Source organism: Sphingomonas sp. R-74633, from assembly GCF_013416555.1.
Taxonomy (GTDB): Bacteria; Pseudomonadota; Alphaproteobacteria; order Sphingomonadales; family Sphingomonadaceae; genus Sphingomonas.
On record NZ_JACCFG010000001.1, the window covers coordinates 831,027 to 852,495 of the forward strand.

The 21,469-nt window shown below is 66.4% G+C and carries 19 protein-coding genes; 11 read left to right on the plus strand and 8 right to left on the minus strand.

Features of this window, described 5'->3' with window-relative positions:
- Positions 1 to 181 precede the first annotated feature (181 nt).
- Positions 182 to 1,153, plus strand: a complete 972-nt coding sequence (locus tag HZY97_RS03885; RefSeq protein WP_180140741.1) for a DUF1214 domain-containing protein — start codon at positions 182 to 184, stop codon at positions 1,151 to 1,153.
- 7 nt (positions 1,154 to 1,160) lie between these two features.
- On the opposite strand, the gene HZY97_RS03890 is transcribed toward HZY97_RS03885, so the two are convergent.
- Positions 1,161 to 2,399, minus strand: a complete 1,239-nt coding sequence (locus tag HZY97_RS03890; protein ID WP_180140743.1) for a TetR/AcrR family transcriptional regulator — start codon at positions 2,397 to 2,399, stop codon at positions 1,161 to 1,163.
- Positions 2,400 to 2,541: 142 nt separating this feature from the next.
- On the opposite strand from HZY97_RS03890, the gene HZY97_RS03895 reads away from it, so the two are divergent.
- The 6 genes from HZY97_RS03895 (at position 2,542) to HZY97_RS03920 (ending at position 8,000) form a co-directional block, all read left to right on the plus strand.
- Positions 2,542 to 3,825 carry an acyl-CoA dehydrogenase family protein gene (locus HZY97_RS03895; RefSeq protein WP_180140745.1) on the plus strand — a complete coding sequence of 428 codons (1,284 nt, stop codon included), beginning with the start codon at positions 2,542 to 2,544 and terminating at the stop codon, positions 3,823 to 3,825.
- Positions 3,822 to 4,907 carry a Zn-dependent alcohol dehydrogenase gene (locus tag HZY97_RS03900; protein ID WP_180140747.1) on the plus strand — a complete coding sequence of 362 codons (1,086 nt, stop codon included), beginning with the start codon at positions 3,822 to 3,824 and terminating at the stop codon, positions 4,905 to 4,907. The genes HZY97_RS03895 and HZY97_RS03900 overlap by 4 nt, the downstream gene beginning before the upstream one ends.
- Positions 4,904 to 5,920, plus strand: coding sequence for a phosphotransferase family protein (locus tag HZY97_RS03905; protein WP_180140749.1), 1,017 nt, complete (start codon positions 4,904 to 4,906; stop codon positions 5,918 to 5,920). The genes HZY97_RS03900 and HZY97_RS03905 overlap by 4 nt, the downstream gene beginning before the upstream one ends.
- Positions 5,917 to 6,684 carry an SDR family oxidoreductase gene (locus HZY97_RS03910; RefSeq protein WP_180140751.1) on the plus strand — a complete coding sequence of 256 codons (768 nt, stop codon included), beginning with the start codon at positions 5,917 to 5,919 and terminating at the stop codon, positions 6,682 to 6,684. Before HZY97_RS03905 ends, HZY97_RS03910 begins: the two co-directional genes overlap by 4 nt.
- Before the next feature lie 116 nt (positions 6,685 to 6,800).
- Complete coding sequence (locus HZY97_RS03915) at positions 6,801 to 7,586, plus strand: SDR family NAD(P)-dependent oxidoreductase (RefSeq protein WP_180140753.1); 786 nt, start codon at positions 6,801 to 6,803, stop codon at positions 7,584 to 7,586.
- 21 nt (positions 7,587 to 7,607) lie between these two features.
- The gene (locus HZY97_RS03920; RefSeq protein ID WP_180140755.1) at positions 7,608 to 8,000 is read left to right on the plus strand and encodes a hypothetical protein; all 393 of its coding nucleotides are present in this window, start codon (positions 7,608 to 7,610) and stop codon (positions 7,998 to 8,000) included.
- Between the two features lie 9 nt (positions 8,001 to 8,009).
- Here the strand turns inward: HZY97_RS03920 and HZY97_RS03925 are convergent, their stop codons facing one another.
- From HZY97_RS03925 to HZY97_RS03950, 6 genes are all read right to left on the minus strand, one after another.
- Positions 8,010 to 8,897: a PhzF family phenazine biosynthesis protein gene (locus tag HZY97_RS03925; RefSeq protein WP_180140757.1), complete on the minus strand. Its 888-nt coding sequence runs from the start codon at positions 8,895 to 8,897 to the stop codon at positions 8,010 to 8,012.
- Positions 8,898 to 8,911: 14 nt separating this feature from the next.
- Positions 8,912 to 9,805 (minus strand): acyl-CoA thioesterase II, encoded by an 894-nt coding sequence (locus HZY97_RS03930; protein WP_180140759.1) that lies wholly within the window; start codon positions 9,803 to 9,805, stop codon positions 8,912 to 8,914.
- Positions 9,805 to 10,911, minus strand: a complete 1,107-nt coding sequence (locus tag HZY97_RS03935) for an acyl-CoA dehydrogenase family protein (RefSeq protein ID WP_180140761.1) — start codon at positions 10,909 to 10,911, stop codon at positions 9,805 to 9,807. Before HZY97_RS03935 ends, HZY97_RS03930 begins: the two co-directional genes overlap by 1 nt.
- Positions 10,912 to 11,025: 114 nt before the next feature.
- Positions 11,026 to 12,183, minus strand: a complete 1,158-nt coding sequence (locus tag HZY97_RS03940; RefSeq protein WP_180140763.1) for an acyl-CoA dehydrogenase family protein — start codon at positions 12,181 to 12,183, stop codon at positions 11,026 to 11,028.
- Between the two features lie 110 nt (positions 12,184 to 12,293).
- Entirely contained in the window at positions 12,294 to 14,321 is a 2,028-nt protein-coding gene (locus tag HZY97_RS03945; RefSeq protein WP_180140765.1) for a 3-hydroxyacyl-CoA dehydrogenase NAD-binding domain-containing protein, read from the minus strand.
- Positions 14,322 to 14,344: 23 nt separating this feature from the next.
- Complete coding sequence (locus HZY97_RS03950; RefSeq protein ID WP_180140767.1) at positions 14,345 to 15,568, minus strand: serine hydrolase; 1,224 nt, start codon at positions 15,566 to 15,568, stop codon at positions 14,345 to 14,347.
- A 217-nt stretch (positions 15,569 to 15,785) separates the two neighbouring features.
- Here HZY97_RS03950 and HZY97_RS03955 point away from each other — a divergent pair, with 217 nt between their 5' ends.
- The 4 genes from HZY97_RS03955 (at position 15,786) to HZY97_RS03970 (ending at position 19,975) form a co-directional block, all read left to right on the plus strand.
- Positions 15,786 to 17,489 carry a class I adenylate-forming enzyme family protein gene (locus tag HZY97_RS03955; protein WP_180141646.1) on the plus strand — a complete coding sequence of 568 codons (1,704 nt, stop codon included), beginning with the start codon at positions 15,786 to 15,788 and terminating at the stop codon, positions 17,487 to 17,489.
- 173 nt (positions 17,490 to 17,662) lie between these two features.
- Positions 17,663 to 18,955 carry a hypothetical protein gene (locus HZY97_RS03960; RefSeq protein ID WP_180140769.1) on the plus strand — a complete coding sequence of 431 codons (1,293 nt, stop codon included), beginning with the start codon at positions 17,663 to 17,665 and terminating at the stop codon, positions 18,953 to 18,955.
- Between the two features lie 25 nt (positions 18,956 to 18,980).
- The gene (locus HZY97_RS03965; RefSeq protein ID WP_180140771.1) at positions 18,981 to 19,538 is read left to right on the plus strand and encodes a hypothetical protein; all 558 of its coding nucleotides are present in this window, start codon (positions 18,981 to 18,983) and stop codon (positions 19,536 to 19,538) included.
- The gene (locus HZY97_RS03970; RefSeq protein ID WP_180140773.1) at positions 19,535 to 19,975 is read left to right on the plus strand and encodes a hypothetical protein; all 441 of its coding nucleotides are present in this window, start codon (positions 19,535 to 19,537) and stop codon (positions 19,973 to 19,975) included. The genes HZY97_RS03965 and HZY97_RS03970 overlap by 4 nt, the downstream gene beginning before the upstream one ends.
- Here the strand turns inward: HZY97_RS03970 and HZY97_RS03975 are convergent.
- Positions 19,972 to 21,432 carry a glycerol kinase GlpK gene (locus tag HZY97_RS03975; RefSeq protein WP_180140775.1) on the minus strand — a complete coding sequence of 487 codons (1,461 nt, stop codon included), beginning with the start codon at positions 21,430 to 21,432 and terminating at the stop codon, positions 19,972 to 19,974. The two genes, HZY97_RS03970 and HZY97_RS03975, sit on opposite strands and share 4 nt — an antisense overlap.
- Positions 21,433 to 21,469 lie beyond the last annotated feature (37 nt).

The following is a 21,469-nucleotide window of genomic DNA, read 5'->3' on the forward strand; positions in this document are numbered from 1 at the left end:
GCCGAGGGTAATCCGCTTGGAGACGCGGCTTTATCGGGGGGAACCCGCAGGGGCGGCGGGGGAAATATCCGGGGATCAACCCAAGAGGTTCTGCGGGTTGGCCCCGATGCCGCGGCCGCTCGGTCGTTTCCTATAACGGCCTCGGGTCGCCCGCGAGCGGTCCGAATCCCGGAGAACCGCGATGAATGCAGAGACCAGCCTGGCGAGCGTGCCCGTCACCACCGACAATTTCATTCGCGCTGAATCGGATCTCTATTTCGGCCATAGCGTGAGCGCGGGCGCGCTCGGCAAGTTCGTGCCGATGCGCGAGCCCATGGCGATCGACAACCAGACGGTGATCCGCGCCAATCGCGACACGCTGTACTCGCGGGCGGTGTTCGATCTCGATGCCGGGCCGGTGACGATCACCTTGCCCGATGGCGGCGAACGCTTCCTGTCGATGCAGGTGTTCGACGAAGACCAGTACACGCCGGAAGTGATCTACAAGCCGGGCCGCTACAGCTTTACCCGCGAGGGCGTAGGCACGCGCTACATGCTGATCGGTATCCGTATTCTGGTGAACCCTGCCGACCCCGGGGATCTTGCCGCGGTCCACGCGCTCCAGGACGCGGTCCAGGCCGAGCAACCGGGAGGCGCGGGCAGTTTCGAGGTGCCGAACTACGACAAGGCGAGCCAGGACAGGGTGCGTGAGGCGCTGTTGACGCTCGCCTCGATGCTGCCCGATGTGAGCCACGCTTTTGGTGCGCGCGGCACGGTGGATCCCGTCCGTCGCCTAGTGTGTACGGCCGCTGCCTGGGGCGGCAATCCCGACAAGGAAGCGAGCTATCTGAACGTCACCCCGGAGCGCAACGATGGCGATACGGTCTATCGGCTCCGGGTGCGCGATGTGCCGGTGGACGGCTTCTGGTCAATCAGCGTCTACAACGCCGAAGGCTATTATGTCGCCAATCCGCAAAATGCCTACTCGGTGAACAACATCACCGCGCAGAGGGAAGCGGATGGGTCGATCGTGATCCAGTTCGGCGGCTGTGATGGCAGCGGGGCCAATTGCCTGCCGATCGTGCCGGGGTGGAATTACATGGTGCGGCTGTACAGGCCGCGGGCGGCAATCCTAGACGGCAGTTGGCGGTTTCCGGAGGCGGAGCTGGCGTGAGCGCGCCTCAGTCCCCCAGCACCCGATCGTCGAACAGGCCGAACGCCAGCGTCGAGGCGTAGCAGGCCACCGCGCGGTCGCGGGACATGGTACTGGCCCATTTGCGCATGTCGAAGGCGGCGTTCTGCAGCGCCATCAGCGTCTGCGAGGCGACGAGCGGGTCGATCGCGCGGATCGAGCCCTGGGCGATGCCGTCGGACAGCATGCCGGCAAAGCGGCGGGCGATGCGGTTCGAGCGGTCGATCATCGTCGAGCGGACCTGCGGCGGCAGGCCGGAGAGCGCGGTGGTGCGCAGCAGCGGGCCGCGCTCGCTGAACTGATAGTCGAGCAGCGTGGCGATCGTGCTTTCCAGCTGCTCCCAATGCGTGCCGCCGCGGGTCTCGGCCAGGCGCTGGGCATCGGCAATGATGTCGAAGCTGCGCTTGTAGCAGGCGATGACTAGCTCATCCTTGGCGTCGAGATGGTGGTAGAAGCTGCCCTTGGTGACGTTGAGCTCGCTGGCGATCTTCTGAACGGAGGCGCCGCGATAGCCGAGCTCGTTGATCAGGCGGGTGGCGGCGAGGAGGAAGGCTTCGCGGCCGGGTTCGGGCTCTTCATGCTCGAGATCGAGGACATGCGGCGTCCACGCCTGGCCCGGGCCGGCGATGCCGGTGCGGAACACGTCCATCAGGCGCGCCTCGACGCGGGGATATTCGTCGACCTCGTAGCGCGGCAGCCACGCCGTCAGCCAGAAGGTGTTTTCGAGCAGGACGTGCGCGCGGGCGCCGTGGAGATCGGTCTCGGCGCGGCTCACGGCCGGCCCCCAGAGCGCACGGGTCTTGCGGAAGATGTCGCGCCAGCGATCGAGCAGTTCGCGCTTGATCGGGTCTTCCATGGCGCGCAGGTCGGAGAGGATCGCGAAGTCGCGCGCCTCGCCGCGGCGGATGCGGGCGAGCCGCTCCATGTTGATGTTGAGATAGCGCGCGACGCGCGCCTCGGGCGTCGGCTCCTGCGCGGCGTCGTCGAGCATCGCGTCGAGCCGGTCGAGCGTGTGCTCGAAGGCAGCGGCGGCAAGGTCTTCCTTGCGCTTGAAGTAATAGGTGACCGACGTGGTGTTGAGGCCGACGCGGCGGGCCACGTCGGCGAAGGTCATTCCCTTGGCGCTCTGCTCGTTGATCGCATCCGCAGCCGCGGCGAGGATTGCATCCCGCTTGGCTTGGAAGCGTTTCGTCGCGCTTGCGATTTCTAATTTCCCCGGTGCATTCATTGCAATCAGTCTAGCCGATTTGGGGCTAACCAAAAGCGCTTTTTTGAATCGCGGTTGTGCTGATTTTCGCAGAGGCCCGACTTTACCGAATATCCGGTATGCTCTACGCCGTTCCTCGACAAATATTCGGAGAGGATGTGCCATGGATTTCACGCTGAGCGAGCGCGAGACCTATTTTCGCGACCGGGTGAAGGCATTCATCGACACCTGCATCCGGCCTCGCGACCATGAGTATCGCGATCAGCAACGCGAAGGCGATCGCTGGAAGGTGCTGCCCGTTATCGAGGAAGTGAAGGCCGAGGCCAAGGCCGCCGGCCTGTGGAATTTCTTCATGCCGCCGCACTCGGGCCAGCGCCATGTCGACGACAGTTTCGAGTTCCAGGGCACGCAGCTCACCAATCTCGAATATGCGCTGTGCGCCGAGGAGATGGGGCGGATCGGCTGGGCTTCGGAATGCTTCAACTGCTCGGCACCCGACACCGGCAATATGGAGGTGTTCCACCGCTATGGCACGCGGGCGCAGAAGGATCGCTGGCTCAAGCCGCTGATGGAAGGCGAGATCCGCTCGGCCTTCCTGATGACCGAGCCGGCGGTGGCGAGTTCGGACGCGACCAATATCCAGACGCAGATGGTGCGTGACGGCGACCATTATGTGATCAACGGGCGCAAATGGTGGAGCTCGGGCGTGGGCGACCCGCGCTGCGCGGTGTCGATCGTGATGGGCAAGACCAATCCCGATGCCGCCAAACATGCCCAGCAGAGCATGATCCTGGTGCCGATGGGCGCGCCGGGCGTGAAGATCGAGCGGATGCTTTCGGTTTTCGGGTATGATCATGCGCCGCATGGCCACGGCGAAGTGGTTCTCGAGAATGTCCGGGTACCCGTCGACCATGTGCTGTTGGGCGAGGGCCGCGGCTTCGAGATCGCACAGGGGCGGCTCGGGCCGGGGCGCATCCACCATTGCATGCGGACGATCGGTGTCGCCGAAGAGGCGATCGAGGCGATGTCGAAGCGGCTCGTTTCGCGCGTCGCGTTCGGCAAGCGGCTGTCGGATCACTCGGTGTGGGAACAGCGCATCGCCCGCGCGCGCATCGACATCGAGATGACGCGGCTGCTCTGCCTCAAGGCGGCGGACATGATGGACAAGGCGGGCAACAAGGCCGCCCAGCTCGAGATCGCGATGATCAAGGTGCAGGCGCCGCAAATGGCGCTGCAGATCATCGACGACGCGATCCAGGCGCATGGCGGCGCGGGCGTGTCGGGCGACTTCCATCTGGCGCATGACTGGGCGGGCATCCGCACGCTGCGGCTCGCGGACGGGCCGGACGAAGTGCATTGCCGGGCGATCGCGCGCAACGAGTTCGGGAAATATGCGGACTTCAAGGCGGACCGGGTTTCGTCGGGCGACGTGGGGGTGAGCCGGTGAAGGCAGCCGTTCTTTACGAAGCGGGCAAGCCGCTCGAGATCACCGAGGTCCGCGTCTCCAAGCCAAGGCCGCGTGAGGTGCTGATCCGCACCAAGGCGGTCGGTGTGTGCCGATCGGACCTGCATTTCGTCGACGGTGCCTTCCCGCATCCGGTGCCGACGGTGCCGGGGCATGAGGCGGCGGGCGTGATCGAGGCGGTTGGTTCGGACGTCGCGCATCTGAAGGTGGGCGACCATGTCATCACCTTCTTCACGGTATTCTGCGGCTCGTGCGAGATGTGCGTCACCGGGCGGCCGTCGCTGTGCATCGATCCGTCGACGCGGCGACCGGCGGATGCCGAGCCGCGGCTGTCGCTGAGTGACGGCACGCCGCTGGCGCCGTTCCTCAACCTGTCCGCCTATGCCGAGCAGATGCTGGTCCATGAGAATGCCTGTGTGGCGATCTCGAAGGAGATGCCGCTCGATCGGGCGGCGCTGCTCGGTTGCGCAGTGATCACCGGCGCGGGCGCGGTGTTCAACGACAGCCGAGTGCGGCCCGGTGAGAGCGTCGCGGTGATCGGCGCGGGCGGAATCGGGCTCGCCGCGATCAACGCCGCCAAGATCGCCGGCGCCGGGCAGATCCTGGCGATCGATCCGATGCCCGAGAAGCGCGAGCTAGCCCTCAAGCTGGGCGCGACGGAGGCGCTCGACCCGGGTTCGGAGACGATCGTCAAGGACGTGCTCAAGCGCACCGGCGGCGGCGTGCATTATGCGATCGAGGCGGTCGGGCGGTCGAACACTGCGGAACTGGCCTGGAATATCCTGCGCCGCGGCGGCACCGCGACGATCCTGGGAATGATCGCGCCGGGGAACAGCGTGAGCCTGCCGGGGCCGACCTTCCTGACCGGCAAGAAGATCCAGGGCTCGCTGCTGGGCAGCACGCGCTTCCCGATCGACATGCCGCGACTGGTGCAGATGTATCTCGACGGGCTGCTCGACCTCGACACGATGGTCGCCGAGCGGATCCGGCTGGAGGACGTCAACGACGCGATGCAAAAGCTGCGCGACGGGCACAGCGTGCGCTCGGTGATCGAGTTCGCATGAGCGACCTCGACGAAGCGAAGCTCGAAGCGTGGCTGGCGGCCCATGTCGCGGGCTATGCGGGGCCGGCCAGCGTCACCAAATTCCCGGGCGGGCAGAGCAATCCGACCTATCGGATCGATGCCGGTTCGGGTTCCTACGTGCTGCGGCGCAAGCCGTTCGGGCCGATCCTGCCCTCGGCGCATGCGGTGGAGCGCGAATATGCGCTGATCGCGGCGCTGCATCCGACCGGCTTCCCGGTCGCGCGTCCCTATGGGTTGTGCGAGGATCCGGAGGTGCTCGGGTCGCCCTTCTACATCATGGAGATGGTCGAGGGGCGGACGCTGTGGGACGGTTCGCTGCCCGGCATGGCACCGGCGGGGCGGACCGCGCATTACAATGCGATCGTCGACACGCTCGCGGCGCTGCACGCGGTGGACTATGCGGCGGTCGGGCTCGGCAGCTACGGCAAGCCGGGTAATTATTTCGCGCGACAGGTCGAGCGCTGGTCGAAGCAATATCGGATGAGCCAGACCGACGAGCTGCCCGAGGTCGAGCGGCTGATCGAGTGGCTGCCGCGGACGGTGCCCGAGCAGACGCGGACGTCGATCGTGCACGGCGACTACCGCATCGACAATCTGATCTTCGCGAATGCCGGGCCGCAGGTACTGGCGGTGCTCGACTGGGAGCTGTCGACGCTCGGCGATCCGCTGGCCGACTTCTCCTATTTCCTGATGAGCTGGGTGACCGAACCCGAGGGGCGCTCGGGGGTAAAGGGGCTGACCGGGCGCGAGACCGGCATCCCGGGAATCGAGGACATGGTGGCGCGCTATTGCGCGGCGACGGGGCGCGACGGGGTGCCCGATCTGAACTGGTATTTCGCCTATAACCTCTTCCGGCTGACCGGGATCGTCCAGGGCATCAAGAAGCGGATCATCGACGGCAATGCGTCGAGCGCCAATGCGGCAGCGACCGTGGAGCGGCTGCCCGGGCTGGTCGCAGCTGCGTGGCATTTCGCACAGGAGGCAGGGGCTTGAGCGGCTTGTTCGATCTGACCGGCAAGGTGGCGATCGTCACCGGTTCCTCGCGGGGGATCGGCAAGGCTTCGGCGGAAGCGCTGGCTGCGCAAGGCGCCAAGGTGGTGATCTCGAGCCGCAAGCAGGATGCCTGCGACGAGGTCGCGGCGGAGATCAACGCGCGACATGGCGCGGGCAGCGCACTGGCGGTGGCGGCGAGCATTTCGGACAAGGAGGCGCTGCGTCATCTCGTCGACGAGACGCGGCGGGTATTCGGGCGCGTCGACGTGCTGGTCTGCAACGCCGCCTCCAATCCCTATTACGGGCCGCTCGAGGGGATCGCGGATGATCAGTTCCGCAAGATCCTCGACAACAATATCCTGTCCAACCACTGGCTGATCCAGATGGTCGCGCCCGAGATGCGCGAACGCCGGGACGGCTCGATCGTGATCATCTCCTCGATCGGCGGCCTGCGCGGCTCGCCGGTGATCGGGGCGTATAACGTCTCCAAGGCGGCGGACCTGCAGCTCGCGCGCAACTATGCGGTGGAGTTCGGGCCGGACAATGTACGGGTCAACTGCATCGCACCAGGGCTGGTGAAGACCGATTTCGCGCGTGCTTTGTGGGAAGATCCGGACCGGATCGCGGTGACCAACTCCACCACGCCCTTGCGTCGGATCGGCGAGCCCGAGGAGATTGCCGGCGCAGTGGTATATCTGGCGAGCCGTGCGAGCGCGTTCATGACCGGGCAGGCAATGGTGATCGACGGGGGCGTGACGATCTGAACAGTTCCCCTCCCGCTTGCGGGAGGGGTTAGGGGAGGGGCCATCCCTCCCGTCCAAGATTTCAGGCCCTCCCCCGACCCCTCCCGCAAGCGGAAGGGGAGCAGAAGGAATAAGACATGCGGTTCGAAGGCAAGGTCGCGATCGTGACGGGTGCGGGCTCCGGGATCGGGCGAGCGACGGCGCAGGCGTTTGCGGAAGCCGGCGCGATGGTCGTCGCGGCGGACCTGAGCGCGTCGGTCGACGAGACGGTGGCGGACCGCGAGAACATGATCGCTGTGCATATGGATGCCGGCGACGAGGCGGATGTCGAGCGATTGGTCGCGACGGCGGTCGATACCTTCGGCGCGCTCGACATCTTCTATGCCAATGCCGGCATCTCGGGCGGCGCGACGGGGATCTTCGACACGCCGGTCGAGCTCTGGGCCGAAGTGCTGCGCGTCAATCTGATCGGCCCGGCGCTGGCGATCAAGCATGCCGGTCCGCGTATCGTCGAGCGGGGCGGCGGGGCGATCCTGTGCACTGCGAGCGTGGCCGGGTTGCGCTCGGGCGCGGGCGGGCCGGCCTATTCGGCGAGCAAGGCGGGGGTGATCAACCTCGTCCAGACCGCTGCGCAGCAGTTCGCCGGATCGGGCGTGCGCGTGAATGCGATCTGCCCCGGATTGATCGAGACGGGGATGACCCAGCGCGCGTTCGACTATGCGCGCGAGAACGGCAAGGAAGACAAGCTCGGCCGTTTGAACCCGCTGCGCCGTGCCGGTGTACCCGACGAGATCGCGCGGGTGGCGCTGTTCCTCGCGTCCGATGCGGCGAGCTATGTCAACGGCCAGGCCTGGGTAGTGGATGGCGGGCTTTCGTCGAGCCATCCGGTGACGCGGCAGGAATTCGGCAAGCCGGCGTTCTGAACCGCGGTTGGGGGCGAGAGCATGGATCCGCATTATTCGGCGATCGGCGTCTCCTGCCCGGAGCCGCAGCAGCATAGCGTCGAGATCGTGGCGACGCCGGCTGGCGAAGCGCCGCTCTGGGTGCGCGAGGCCTGGATCGGCCTGACGCTGCCACTCTGGCCCGGCTATGCGCGCGGGACATGGCGGAGCGCGGGTGTGTTGAGCAGTCCGCGGACGCGCTGGGGTGCGTTCTGGGCCAGCCTCTTCGATCGCAAGCGGACGACGGGCTATCTCGTGCCGAGCGCGCAAGCGATCCGCCTGCTCGCAGCACATAGTCCCGAGGCTGCGGATTGGTGGCGGACCCACACGGGCTTTGCCGACGATGAGTATATGGGCTTCATCTTCGACGCGCCGGCCTGTCGCCCGATCGACTAGGGCCGCAGGTCAGAGTTCGACTTCACCCCGGAACACCGGCACGCAACGCCCCGCGACGCTACCGCGGATACCCTCGGGCGTGTTCCAGGCGCGGACGGTGAGACTGCTCGGGCGGCCCATTTCGACGCCTTGGCGGACTTCGAAACGGTCGCCCTCGCCGAGCGAGAGCAGCAGCGCGCCGAGCGTGGCGTTGGCGCTGCCGGTGGCGGGGTCTTCCCAAGTGCCGGTGAGCGGGGAGAACATGCGGGCGCGAATGCGGTTTTCCTCGCGGGCATAGAGGAAGATCGACAGGCGGGTGGCGTGTTCCTGCTCGGCGAGGCGCTGATAGGCGGCGATGTCCGGGCGGGCGAAGCCGAGCGCCTCCTCGGTCACCTGAACGAAGACGAAGTCTACGCCGAGGGTAGCGCGGGTCGGGACATGCGTGTCGGTGACCAAATCGGCGGGGTCGAGGCTGAGGCAGGCGGCGATCCCGGGCACCGGCAGCGTACCGAGCAGCTGGAGCGGCTGCGGCGCGTCGATCTCGGCGCCGAGCACCTGGCCCATTTCGTCGCGCTCGATGCGAATCTCGACGAGCCCGGCGATCTCCTCGAAACGCAGCGTGTCGCCGACGTCCCGGCGCAGGCCGGCGAGGACGAAGCCGGTGCCGACATTGGGATGGCCGGCGAAGGGCATCTCGGCAGTGCGGTTGAAGATGCGGACACGCGCGGTGTTGGCGGGATCGGCGGGCGGGAGGACGAAGGTCGTCTCGCTGTAATTCATCTCCGCCGCAAGCGCCTGCATCTCGGCGTCGGTGATCCCCTCCGCAGCCGTGAACACGGCGAGCGGATTGCCGCCGAAACGGGTCTCGGTGAACACGTCGAGCGTGACATAGTCGAAGCGGCGCGGAGTCGTTTTCATGGCGCCGCTTCTAGCTATTCTCCGCGCAGGCGCACCAGCCCTTCCTGGGCGACGCTGGCGACGAGGCGGCCATCGCGCGCATAGATGCGGCCGCGGTTGAATCCGCGAGAGTGGCCGGACCAGGGGCTGTCGGTGGTGTAAAGCAGCCAGTCGTCGAAGCGGAACGGCTCGTGCAGCCAGACCGCGTGATCGAGGCTGGCGGTCTGCACGTCGCCGGTCATCCAGCTGACGCCGTGCGGCAGCATGCAGGTGCCGAGCAACGTCATGTCGGTGGCGTAGGTGAGCATCGCGCGGTGGAGCGCTGGATCGTCGGGCAGCGGCGCGACGACGCGGAACCAGCTGCTCTGGACGGGCTCGCTCTTCACCGGCTTGAACCAGTTGCGCGGATTGACCGGGCGGATCTCGATCGGGCGCGCGCGCAGGAAGAAGCGGCGGAACTTCTCGGGCACTTCGTCACGGATCGCCTCACGCAGTTCGCGTTCGGAGACGAGCTCATCGGGACCCGGAACGTCGGGCATGTCGAACTGGTGGTGCAGGCCTTCGGCCGGGGCCTGGAAGCTCGCGGTCATGTTGAGGATCGGCTTGCCGCCCTGCATCGCGATGACGCGGCGATTGGCGAAGCTGCGCCCCTCGAAATCGCGGACGACACGGTAGATGATCGGGTGGTTCTCATCGCCCGGGCGCATGAAATAGGCGTGGAGCGAATGGGCGGTCTTGTCGTCCTCGATCGATCGCTGCGCGGCCTGGAGTGCCTGGGCGACGACCTGGCCGCCGAACACGCGGCCGACGCCGCCGGGCTGGCGGGGGCCGCGATAGAGATCGGTGTCGATGCGTTCGACATCGAGCAGCGCAGTGAGCTGGTCGACCTGGCCCTGGGGGTCTTCGGCGCGTTCGGCGGGCTCGGTCATCAGTATCCGGCGGCCTTGGCCAGCGCATTGGCGTGGAAATTGGTATCGCCGAACATCTCGGCGAGGACGCGGGCGCGCTTCATGAAGAAGCCGATGTCATATTCGTCGGTCATGCCTATGCCGCCATGCATCTGGACACCCTCCTGCACGGCGAGCGTGGTGGCAAGGCCGGTCATCGCCTTGGCGACGGCGACGGCTTCGCTCGCGTCCTGCCCGGCGTCGAGCAGCTGCTGCGCCTTGAGCACGGCGGCGTGGGCGACTTCCATCTCGCTGTAGAGGTGCGCGGCGCGATGCTGGAGCGCCTGGAAGCTGCCGATCGTCACGCCGAACTGCTTGCGCTCCCGCAGATAGGCGACGGTCATGTCCATTGCGCCGCCGCCGACGCCGACCATCTCGGCCGAGGCGCCGGTGCGGCCCGCGGCGAGCAGGCGGGCGAGCGGGCCATCGCCCTGGTTGACTTCGCCGATCACCGCATCGGCATCGACTTCGACGCCGTCGAACGCGAGGCGCGCGGCGATACTCGAGTCCGCCAGGCGCTCGGGCGTGGCAGTGAGGCCGTCGGCATCGCTCGGGACGGCGAACAGGGTGGTGCCGTTCTCGGTCTTCGCGGCGACGATCAGCAGGTCGGCGACATGGCCGTGGGTGACGAACTGCTTGGCGCCGGTGAGGCGGAAGCCATTGCCGGCGCGCTGGGCCTGCATCGCGATCCTGCCATTGTGCTTGGCGCTCTCGTCGATCGCGAGCGCGGCGACGGTCTCGCCCGACAGGATACCGGGATACCATTGCGCCGCGGCTGCGGTGCCCTTGAGTGCTTCCACCGCCGCCACGGCGGTGGCGAGGAAGGGGGAGGGCGAGAGGTTGCGGCCGATCTCCTCGAGCACCACTCCTGCCTCGACATGGCCGAGGCCGAGGCCGCCATCCGCTTCGGGGATCAGGATGCCGGTGAAGCCCATCTCGGCGAACTGCTTCCACAGCGGGCGCGAGAAGCCGTCGGCGTCGTTTGCGTCGCGCAGGGCGCGCATATGCGCGACGGGGGCTTCGGAGGCGACGAAGTCCTTCGCGGTGTCGCGGAGCATTGTCTGGTCGTCATTGAGGTAGAGGGGCATTTTCTTCTTCCTAGCTCCCTCTCCCCATCGGGGAGAGGGCTGGGGAGAGGGGCATGAAGGAGAGGGCATTGCGCAGCCCCTCTCCCAACCCTCTCCCCGGTGGGGAGAGGGCTTTTAAGAAGGCAGATCCAAAATCCGCTTGGCGATGATGTTGAGCTGGATCTCGCTGGTGCCGCCCTCGATCGAATTGGCCTTAGTACGCAGCCAGGTGCGGGCCGCGGCGCCTTCGTGCGAGGCTTCGCTTTCCCATTCGAGCGCGTCTGAGCCCCCGGCCGCCATCTGCAGCTCGTGGCGGGTCTTGTTCAGCTCGGTGCCATAGTATTTCATCATCGAGGGCTGGGCGGGATGCGCCTGGCCTGCCTTCAATTCGTCGATGAACTTCTCCGACATCGCCGAGAACGCCTTGGAGCGCACGTCGAACAGCGCGATCTGGGCGCGCAGGATCGGGTCGACGCCGGCGCGTGCGGCTTCGACCAGCGGGTCCTTGCCGGCGCCGCCGAGCCCGAAGCCCGAGATCATCTCGCGCTCATGGCCGAGCAAATACTTCGCGACGTCCCAGCCCTTGTTGAGCGTGCCGAGCAGGTTCGCCTTGGGCACTTCGACATTGTCGAAGAAGGTTTCGCAGAAGGGCGAGTTGCCACTGATCAGCAGGATCGGCTTGGTCGAGACGCCGGGCGAGGCCATGTCAAACAAGAGGAAGCTGATGCCGGCCTGCTTGACGGTCTTGTCGGTGCGGACGAGGCAGAAGATCCAGTCGGCCTTGTCGGCGTAGCTGGTCCACACCTTCTGGCCATTGACGAGGAAATGGTCGCCCTTGTCCTCGGCCGAGGTTTGCAGGCCGGCGAGGTCGGAGCCGGCGTTCGGCTCGCTATAGCCCTGGCACCAGCGGATCTCGCCGCGCGCGATCTTGGGCAGATGCTCGAGCTTCTGCTCTTCGGTGCCGTATTTGAGCAATGCCGGCCCGAGCATCGAGATGCCGAACGAATTGAGCGGATTGCGCGCCTTGATGCGCTTCAGCTCCTCGCGGAGGATCTTGGTCTCGGCCGGCGAGAGTCCGCCGCCGCCATAGGCGCTGGGCCAGTCGGGCACGGTCCAGCCGCGTGACGCCATGCGATCGAGCCAGAGCTTCTGGTCGGGATGCGCATAATAGGGATTGCGGCCGCCCCAGGTGGTTTCCTTCTCCGACTTGGGCGGGGTGCGCATTTCCGGCGGGCAATTGGCTTCGAGCCAGGCACGGGTTTCGGTGCGGAAGGTTTCCAGATCCTCTGCCATATTCTTTTTCCTTCAAGCCCTCTCCCCATCGGGGAGAGGGGCAGGAGGGGAGAGCTTGTTGCACTTCCCCTCTCCCCGGCCCTCTCCCCGGAGGGGAGAGGGAGTTTTGCTTACTTGTTGAACTTCTCGCCCTTTTCCGCCTTTTCGCGGAGCAGCGGGGCGACTTCGAAGCCGTATTTCTCCAGGCCTTCGACGATCTTCTTGAGGCCCTCGGTGTCGGCCCAGAACATGGGACCGCCGCGGTACGGGGGCCACCCATAGCCATACACCCACACGACATCGATGTCCGACGCGCGCTGCGCCATCTTCTCGGCGAGGATCAGCGCGCCTTCGTTGACCATCGTGTAGAGCGTGCGGACGACGATCTCTTCCTCGGTGATCTCGTGCGCGGGGACGTTCAGCTTCTCGCGCCATTCGGCGATCAGCTCGGCGACGCGGGGCGAGTTCGAGGGCCGACGCTTCTCGTCATAGTCGTAGAAGCCGGCGCTCTTCTTCTGGCCCCAGCGGCCCTCGGCGGCGAGCGCGTCGCGGATGTTCTCGATCCGGTTCGGGTCGCGGTGCCAGCCGATGTCGACACCGGCGAGGTCGGCCATCTGGAACGGCCCCATCGGCATGCCGAACGCGACATGGACCTTGTCGATCTGCTCGGGCGTGGCGCCTTCGAGCAGCATCTTGTTGGCCTCAACCTGGCGCGGCATCAGCATGCGGTTGCCGATGAAGCCATAAGTGACGCCGGCGATAACGGCGACCTTCTTGATCTTCTTCGACAGCGCCATCGCGGTGGCGAGCACATCGTCGGCGGTCTTGGCGCCGCGGACGATCTCGAGCAGCTTCATCACGTTCGCCGGCGAGAAGAAGTGCAGGCCGAGCACGTCCTGCGGGCGGCTGGTCACCGCCGCGATCTCGTCGATGTTGAGATAGCTGGTGTTCGAGGCGAGGATCGCGCCGGGCTTGGCGATCTTGTCGAGCCGGCCGAACACGTCCTTCTTGACGTCCATGCTCTCATAGACCGCCTCGATGATCAGGTCGCACTCGGCGAGATCGTCGAAATTGAGCGTCGGCCTGAGCAGACCCATCGCGCCTTCGACCTGCTCGGCGGTCATGCGGCCCTTGGCGGCGGTCGCCTCGTAATTCTTGCGGATGACGCCGGTGCCGCGGTCGAGCGCTTCCTGCGCCATCTCGACGATGGTCACCGGTACGCCGGCGGTGAGGAAGTTCATCGAGATGCCGCCGCCCATCGTGCCGGCGCCGATAACGCCGACGCGCTTGATGTCGCGCAGCTGGATGTCGTCGGCGATGCCGTCGATCTTGGCGGCCTTGCGCTCGGCGAAGAAGATGTGGCGGAGCGCCGCGGACTGCGTGCCCATGATCAGCTTCATGAAGCCCATGCGCTCGGCCTGGACGCCCTCGGCATAGGGCTTGCCGGCGGTCTGCTCGATCAGGTCGACGATCGTGTTGGGCGCGTCCATGCCGCGGAAGCGCTTGGCATTGGTGGCGCGGAATTTGGCGAAGACCTCGGGATCGACGGTGATCGGGCGCTCGGACGAACGCGAGACGGGCTTGCCGATCACTTCGTTCGCAAAGGCGACGGCGTCGGCGACGAGGTTGCCCTCGGTCGCGAGGCGGTCGACCAGGCCGGCGGCCTTGGCCTGCTCGGCCGAGATCGGGTCGCCCTTGCTCGCCATTTCCAGCGCGGTCTCGACGCCCGCGACGCGCGGCATGCGCTGGGTGCCGCCGGCGCCGGGCAGGATGCCGAGCTTGACTTCGGGCAGGCCGAACTTGGCTGAGGGGACGGCGATCCGGTAATGCGAGGCGAGCGCGACTTCGCAGCCGCCGCCCAGCGCAGTGCCGTGGACCGCCGAGATCACCGGCTTGTCGAGCGCTTCGATTTCATCGACGAGCACGGGGAGCGAGGGCTCCTGCATCGGCTTGCCGAACTCGGTGATGTCGGCACCGGCGAAGAAGGTCTTGCCCGCGCAGGTGATCACGACCGCCTTGATGCTGTCGTCGCCCTTGGCTTCCTGGATGCCGGCCTGGATGCCCTGGCGGACCGCCGCGCCGAGCGCGTTCACCGGCGGATTGTCCGAGGTGATGATCAGGACGTCGCCCTGGCGGGTCGTGGTGATGGGGGAAGTCATTCTAGTCTCCAAGAGAGAAGAGTTCAGTCGTTCAAAGCGGAATAGATCAGCGTCTTCAGCTCGCGCCGGATGGGGTAGAGCATGGACGGGGAAAGCTGCGTCATGAAGACCATCGAGAGCTGCTCGACGGGGTCGATGAAGAACGAGGTCGAGAACATCCCGCCCCAATAATATTCGCCGGCCGAACCCGGGATCATCGCCTTGGCCGGGTCTATCGTGATCGCGAAGCCCAGGCCGAAGCCGGTGCCTGCGTTGGTGGTCTCGCTGAACAGCGACTTGGACATGGTATTGAGGTCCGAGCCGCCGGGCAGGTGGTTGACCGTCATCAGGTCGATCGTCTTGCGGCTGACGAGGCGGGTGCCGTCCAGCTCTCCCTTGTTCAGGAAGAAGGTGCAGAGGCGGTGATAGTCGAGCGCGGTCGAGACGAGGCCGCCGCCGCCCGAGACGAGCTTCGGCTCGCGCGACCAGGCGCTCTCGGCACCGCGATCGTACATCACGCGGCCCTTGCCCTGGACCATCGCCCAGCAATCGGACAGGCGATCAATCTTGTCGGCAGGGACGGTGAAGCCGGTGTCGGCCATGCCGAGCGGGGCGAAGATGCGCTGCGCGAAAAAGGCGCCGAGCTTCATGCCCGAGACGCGCTCGACTACGGCGCCGAGCACGTCGGTGGAGACCGAGTAGTTCCACTCGGTGCCCGGCGAGAATTCGAGCGGAATCTCGCCGAGGGCGGCGATGAAGCCGTCGAGATCGAGATTATGGTGCCAGTCCTCGATCTTGCCGGCGCGATAGGCGGCGTCGACATTGGTGCGGTTCTGGAAGCTGTAGGTGAAGCCCGAGGTGTGGCGCAGCAGATCGATCATCCGCAGCGGCTCTTCGGTGGGGAGGGTCTGGAACGGCACGCCGCCGCCGCCGGCCTTGAACACGCCGAGGTTCTTGAGCTCGGGGAGGATGTGGTGGACGGGCGTGTCGAGGCCGACCAGGCCCTCTTCGAGCAGCATCATGAAGGCGAGGCTGGTGACCGGCTTGGTCATCGAGGCGATGCGGAAGATCGTGGTCTCGTCGACGGGCGCGCCGCCTTCGCGGGCCGCGCCCTGGCTCGAAAAGTGCACGATCTCGCCGTTTCGCGCGATCAGCAGCTGGGCATGGGGCAGCTTGCCCGAGTCGAGATAGCGGGTCTTCAGATACGGATCGATCCGGGCCAGCCGGCCGGCATCGAAACCCTGACTTTCGGGCTTGGCAATCTTCATGCGGCTGGCATACCTCTCATTCGAAACCGGTGACTCGCGTCTTCGTGCGGACGTGCTTCCCCTATTGCCTTGAGCGCGCGATGAATCAACACTAACGTTGTTTACGGTACGGCATCCGATGCCAAACCCAACATTCTAGAAACATAACGCACATAAGCCGGAGAGAATCGCCTTGGCCCCCGAACCGATCGTGCCCCTCGACCCCAATTGGCCCGCAATGTCGCTGGAGCAGGTGAAGGGGGCGCTGACCGCCCCGGGCGGGCGTTTCGAGATGGACGAGGTGGAGATCCGCGGCGTGCGGACCCGCGTGTGGAAGAACGCCCCGCCGACGCTGGCGATCCTCGCGCAGCTCGCCCGGCTCTATGGCGACCGCGTCTTCACCATCTATGAGGATGAGCGCGTCACCTATGAGGCGAACTACCGCGCGACCTGCCATCTGGCGCAGCGGCTGAGCGAGATGGGCGTGGTGAAGGGCGACCGCGTCGCGCTGGCGATGCGCAACCTGCCCGAATGGCCGACGATCTTCTTCGCGGCGGTGAGCCTGGGTGCGATCATCGTGCCGCTCAATGCGTGGTGGACGGGCGGCGAGCTCGAATATGGCCTGAAGGACTCGGGCGCCAAGGTGCTTTTCGTCGATGCCGAGCGCCATGCACGGCTGAAGGACTGCTACGACCAGCTGCCCGATCTCGAGCGCGTGGTGGTGAGCCGCTGCAGCGAGGAGCTGGGCGGCAATGTCAGCCGGCTCGAGGTGCTGATCGGCACGCGGCACGACTGGGCGAGCCTGCCCGACATCCCGTTCCCGCAGGTCGCGCTGACGCCCGAGGATGATGCGACGATCTTCTATACCAGTGGCACCACGGGCAGCCCGAAGGGCGCGCTGGGCACGCACCGCAACATCTGCACGAACATCCTGTCGAGCGGCTACAGCGCCGCCAAGTCGATGCTGCGCCGGGGCGAGATGCCGCCGGCGGTGATCCCGCACAAGGTGGGCCTGCTGGTGATCCCGCTGTTCCACGTCACCGCCTGCAGCGCGGCGCTGATGGGGGGCGTCGCGACCGGGCAGACAGTGGTGTTCATGCGCCGCTGGGATGCCGAAAAGGCGATGCAGGTGATCCAGGACGAGAAGGTGACCTTCACCGGCGGCGTGCCGACGATCGCCTGGCAGCTGCTCGAGCATCCGGCGCGCGACCAGTATGACCTCTCCAGCCTTGAGGCGATCTCTTATGGCGGTGCCCCCTCCGCGCCCGAGCTGGTCAAGCGCATCTATGAAGAGTTCGGCGCGCTGCCCGGCAATGGCTGGGGCATGACCGAGACGATGGCGACGGTCACGCAGCATAGCGGCGAGGACTATCTGAGCCGCCCGACCAGCGCCGGCCAGCCGGTGGCGACGGCCGACCTCAAGATCATGACCGTCGAAGGCGATCGCGAGCTGCCGGTCGGCGAAGTCGGCGAGCTCTGGGCGAGCGGGGCGATGATCGTGAAGGGCTATTGGAACAAGCCCGAGGCGACGGCGGAAACCTTCGTCAACGGCTGGGTTCGCACCGGCGACCTCGCCAAGCTCGACGAGGAAGGGTTCCTCTATATCGTCGACCGGGCCAAGGACATCATCATCCGTGGCGGCGAGAACATCTATTCGAGCGAAGTCGAGGATGTGCTCTACGCCTTCCCCGGCGTGACCGACGCAGCGCTGATCGGCGTGCCGCACAAGATCCTGGGCGAGGAGCCGGTGGCGGTGGTCCATATGGCCCCGGGCACCAGCGCGACCGAGGCGGAGCTGCAGGACTTCGTCCGCCAGCGGCTCGCGGCGTTCAAGGTGCCGGTGCAGGTGCGCTTCGTGGGCGATACGCTGCCGCGCAATGCCAATGGCAAGATCCTGAAGAAGGACCTGCGCGAGCTGTTCGTGGGGGAGGCGGCGGCCTGACGGGGCCTGCGCCACCGATATCGTGCAATTCCCGCTTGTGATGGCGCCCCGGCAGCGTACCGTTGCGCCGGGGGGACAGCACGATGGGCTGGTCAGCAAGCATAAGCGCGCAACTCTCCCGGTCGGCGCGGTGGCGCACATCCGGGCTGGGTCTGCTCCTGTTGGGATCGTCAATGCTGGGCGGTTGCATGCCCCAGAACATTGCCGGCACCGTCTACGATAATCGCGAGGCGCTGGCGCGTGCGGTGAGGCGGCCGATGCTCGTGAACGAGGCGCGCAACCTTACTCTGCTGCGCAGCGGCGCCGTCTTCTATCCCGATACGCAACCGATTGTGCCCGGGGCGCTGCCAGCGCTGGAGGATGTATCGATCAACCTGATCGGCTCGATCATGAACGTCGAGCTGGAGCGGATCCGCAATGCTCAGCGGGTGCATGCGGCGATGCTCGGCCGCGCGTTTCCGGGTCACGACGCGCTGCGCGTGCCGATGCATATCGTGCCGACCGACAATGGCGTGGCCTCGGCCCAGGCGGACACCGGGACCGGCGCGGTTATGGTGGATGTGCGCATCATCCAGGCGGCCTATCGGGCAGCGCTCATCATGGTTTTCGCCGCCGAGGATGACCTGCCGTCCAGTGTCGATACGCCGGCGAAGCGCGAAGCCTATGCGTTCAACGCCTTCGCCAACTACCGCGCGCGGCTGCGCCGCCTGCGTTCCTTTGCCTTGGGGGACGATCTGACGGGTGCCCGCCTGGGAATGTCGGTGCTCGGGAATGACGCGGATCGCGATCGCGCGATTGCCCAGGCGGGCGCGATGTTCGACCGTGCCCTGGAAGAATCCTCGACGATTATGGAATCCAAGTCGCTCGAGCGGGCGTTCCTCGGTGCGATCCGCTTCATGCTGGCCCATGAGGCGGGCCATGTCGCGCTTGGGCATTCGACGTCGCCGGCCAACTGCGACGAAGCGCTCGCCAACGAAGCTGCGGCGGATCGCTATGCCGTGCTGGTCAGCGACCTGGCCGATTATGGGCGTATTCCCGGAATCATCGTTGCGCGTGGCGCGACGGACCACTCCGTACAGTTCGTCACGCCGCTCGAAAGCATGGTGACGGATCCGAGTGACGGCGCGCACCAGTTCTTTGGCTTCGCCTATGGCCTGGCCGGGCTCGACACGCGGCTGCGCGCCGTGCCCGGCTGCAGCTATCCTGCGCCCGAGCTGCGGCTCGCGGAGATCCAGCCACTGGCGAATGTGATCGACAGTGTTCACGATCTGGCAGTGACCGACCAATATCTCCGCCGGTTCGGCGCACGGGATACGAAACAGCGCGTAGGGACGGGACGCTTCGACATGTATTTCCCGCGCCTTCAGGAAATCGCCACGGCGGAAAAGCCGTTTCCCGCCGATCTTGCTCCGCTGCGCGACCAGCTTTCCGAGGTCTACTATGACACCTTCCGCCGCGAGAATTGACCGGGTTCGCCGAACCTTGAAGCGCGTGACCTGGATAGGCGCGCTGCTGCTCGCGACCTCGGCCGAAGCACAGCATGGGGCGCAGCCGCAGTCGCCCTGGGCGGTCCAGCTGCCCTATCGCACCAACGGCGCGGGGGTCGGCGGGGGCGACGTGACCGGCCAGATCCGGATCGCGCCCGGCACCGAGCAGAATATTGCATCGCGAGCGCTGGTGCAGACACTCCAGCAGATGCACTTCACCGTCGCGAGGCCGCAATTGGGGGTCGCCGGGGTCCTGGCGCCGCGGCAGAGATGGGAGAGCGATACCGTCGAAGTGCCGCGCGCGATGATCGATGTCTACAATCGCAGCGTGCCGCAGATGCAGCTGCCGAACGCGCGCTACGGCCTGCAATTCAAGGGCGAATATGACATCGCCTATGGCAGGTTCCGCTACAAGATCAGCGCGCAGCTGTTCGAGCGCGGCTCGCTCGCCTCGTCGTGGCGGAGGGTGCAGGACTCGCGTTACGCGGGCGACTTCTTCGTTGGCGAGCTGGCTCGGCTGATGCTCGAAGAACTGAAGCGCAGCGGATTGCCCGATCGATGACCGCGCGCATTGCCCTTGCCCTGCTCTGGCTCGCCGCGCTGCTCGGCGCGCTGTTGGTGACCGAGGCGTATTTCTGGGTGCACGATGCGGACGGCTACCCGTTGCTGCTGCCGCCCGATCGATCGAGCGTGTATCCGCCGGTCGTCGCGATCTATTCGGCGACGATCGCGCCGTTGCTCGCGGCGCTCTATTTCCGCCCCTTCGCGCCACCTGCCTCGGCGCCGCGGGGCAAGGCGCTCAACCGGCTCGCGCTGGCGCTAACGGGCTTCTACAATGCGCTGCTGCTCTATCTGCTTGCCCAGGGGTTCTGGCATCGCGGGATCGGGATCGAGGAGATTGTGAGCCAGGCCAAGCAGGCGGCGCTGTTGCTGGGATTCCTGGTGGTGCCGGTGAACGCCTATTATTTTGGGATCAAGGGGAAGGCGGGCGAAGACTAGGTCAGGACGCCGCGCACGGCATGGGCCCAGCCCGCAAGGCGCGCGGTACGGTCTTCTTCCGCCAACTTCGGTTCGAAGGTGATCCCGGCGCCACGCATCGCCGCGGCCTCCTCCAGCCCCTTGAACATCCCGCAGCCGACGCCCGCCAGCATGGCCGCCCCAAGCGCCGTCGTCTCGGCGAAATCGGGGCGATCAACGGGAATGGCGAGGATGTCGGCAAGGTCCTGGGCGATCCAGTCATTGGTGACCATGCCGCCGTCGATGCGCAGGCGCGACCAGTCGGCGCCGTCGGCGGCGAAGGCGGTCTTCAAATCGTGGCTCTGGTGCGCCATCGCCTCAAGCGCGGCGCGGACGATATGGGCGCGGGTGGCGGAGAAGCTGAGGCCGGAGATCGCGGCGCGGGCCTCGGGCTGCCACCAGGGCGCGCCGAGGCCGGAAAGGGCAGGGACGAGATAGACCCCGCCATTGTCCTTCACCGAACGGGCCAGGCCTTCGGTCTCCTGTGCATTGCCGATCAGTTGGATCGAGTCGCGCAGCCACTGGACCAGGCTGCCGGCGACGAACACCGAGCCTTCGATCGCATAGGTGCGCCGGCCACCGAGCTGCCAGAGCACGGTGGCGAGCAGTCGGTTCTTCGAGCTGGGCGGAGCGGTGCCCGCATTGGTGAGGACGAAGGCGCCGGTGCCATAGGTCGCCTTGGTGTCGCCGCGCTCGAGACAGGCCTGGCCGATCGTCGCGGCCTGCTGGTCGCCCGCGAGCCCGCAGATCGGGATCTCGCCGCCGAAGAGCTTCGTCGTGCCGAACCGGCCGGCGCAGTCGACGATCTCTGGCAGCGCATCGCGCGGGGCGGAGAACATCTCGAGCAGGCCATCGCTCCAGCCGCCCGAGCCGAGGCCCATCAACAGCGTGCGCGAGGCGTTGGTCGCGTCGGTGACGTGGAGGCCGCCGGTGAGCTTCCAGACCAGCCAGCTCTCGATCGTGCCGATGGCAAGCCGGTCACCGACGCCCTTGAGCTGGGGCCAATGCTGCATCGCCCAGGCAATCTTGGTGCCGGAGAAATAGGGGTCGAGGAGAAGGCCGGTGCGTGCCTGAACGCCGGGTTCCTCGCCTGCATCGCGCCAGGCACGGCACATTGCGGCGCTGCGCCGGTCCTGCCAGACGATGGCGGGAGCGAGGGGCTCGCCGGTGGTCTTGTCCCAGAAGACGATCGTCTCGCGCTGGTTGGTGATGCCGATCGCGGCGATATGCTCGTGTCCGCCGGCCTCGCGGACCATCGCCATCGCGCACTCGAGCGTGCGCTTCCAGATCTCGCCCGCGTCATGCTCGACCAGACCGGGGCCGGGATAATGCTGCGTAAGCTCGGCGCTGTGGCTGCCCAGGCACTTGCCCGAAAGCGCGAACAGCATCGCGCGGGTAGAGGTGGTGCCCTCGTCGATGACCAGGATGTTTTCGCCCATAAACCCCAAGCTAGCTGGGATTACATCCGTTGCAATC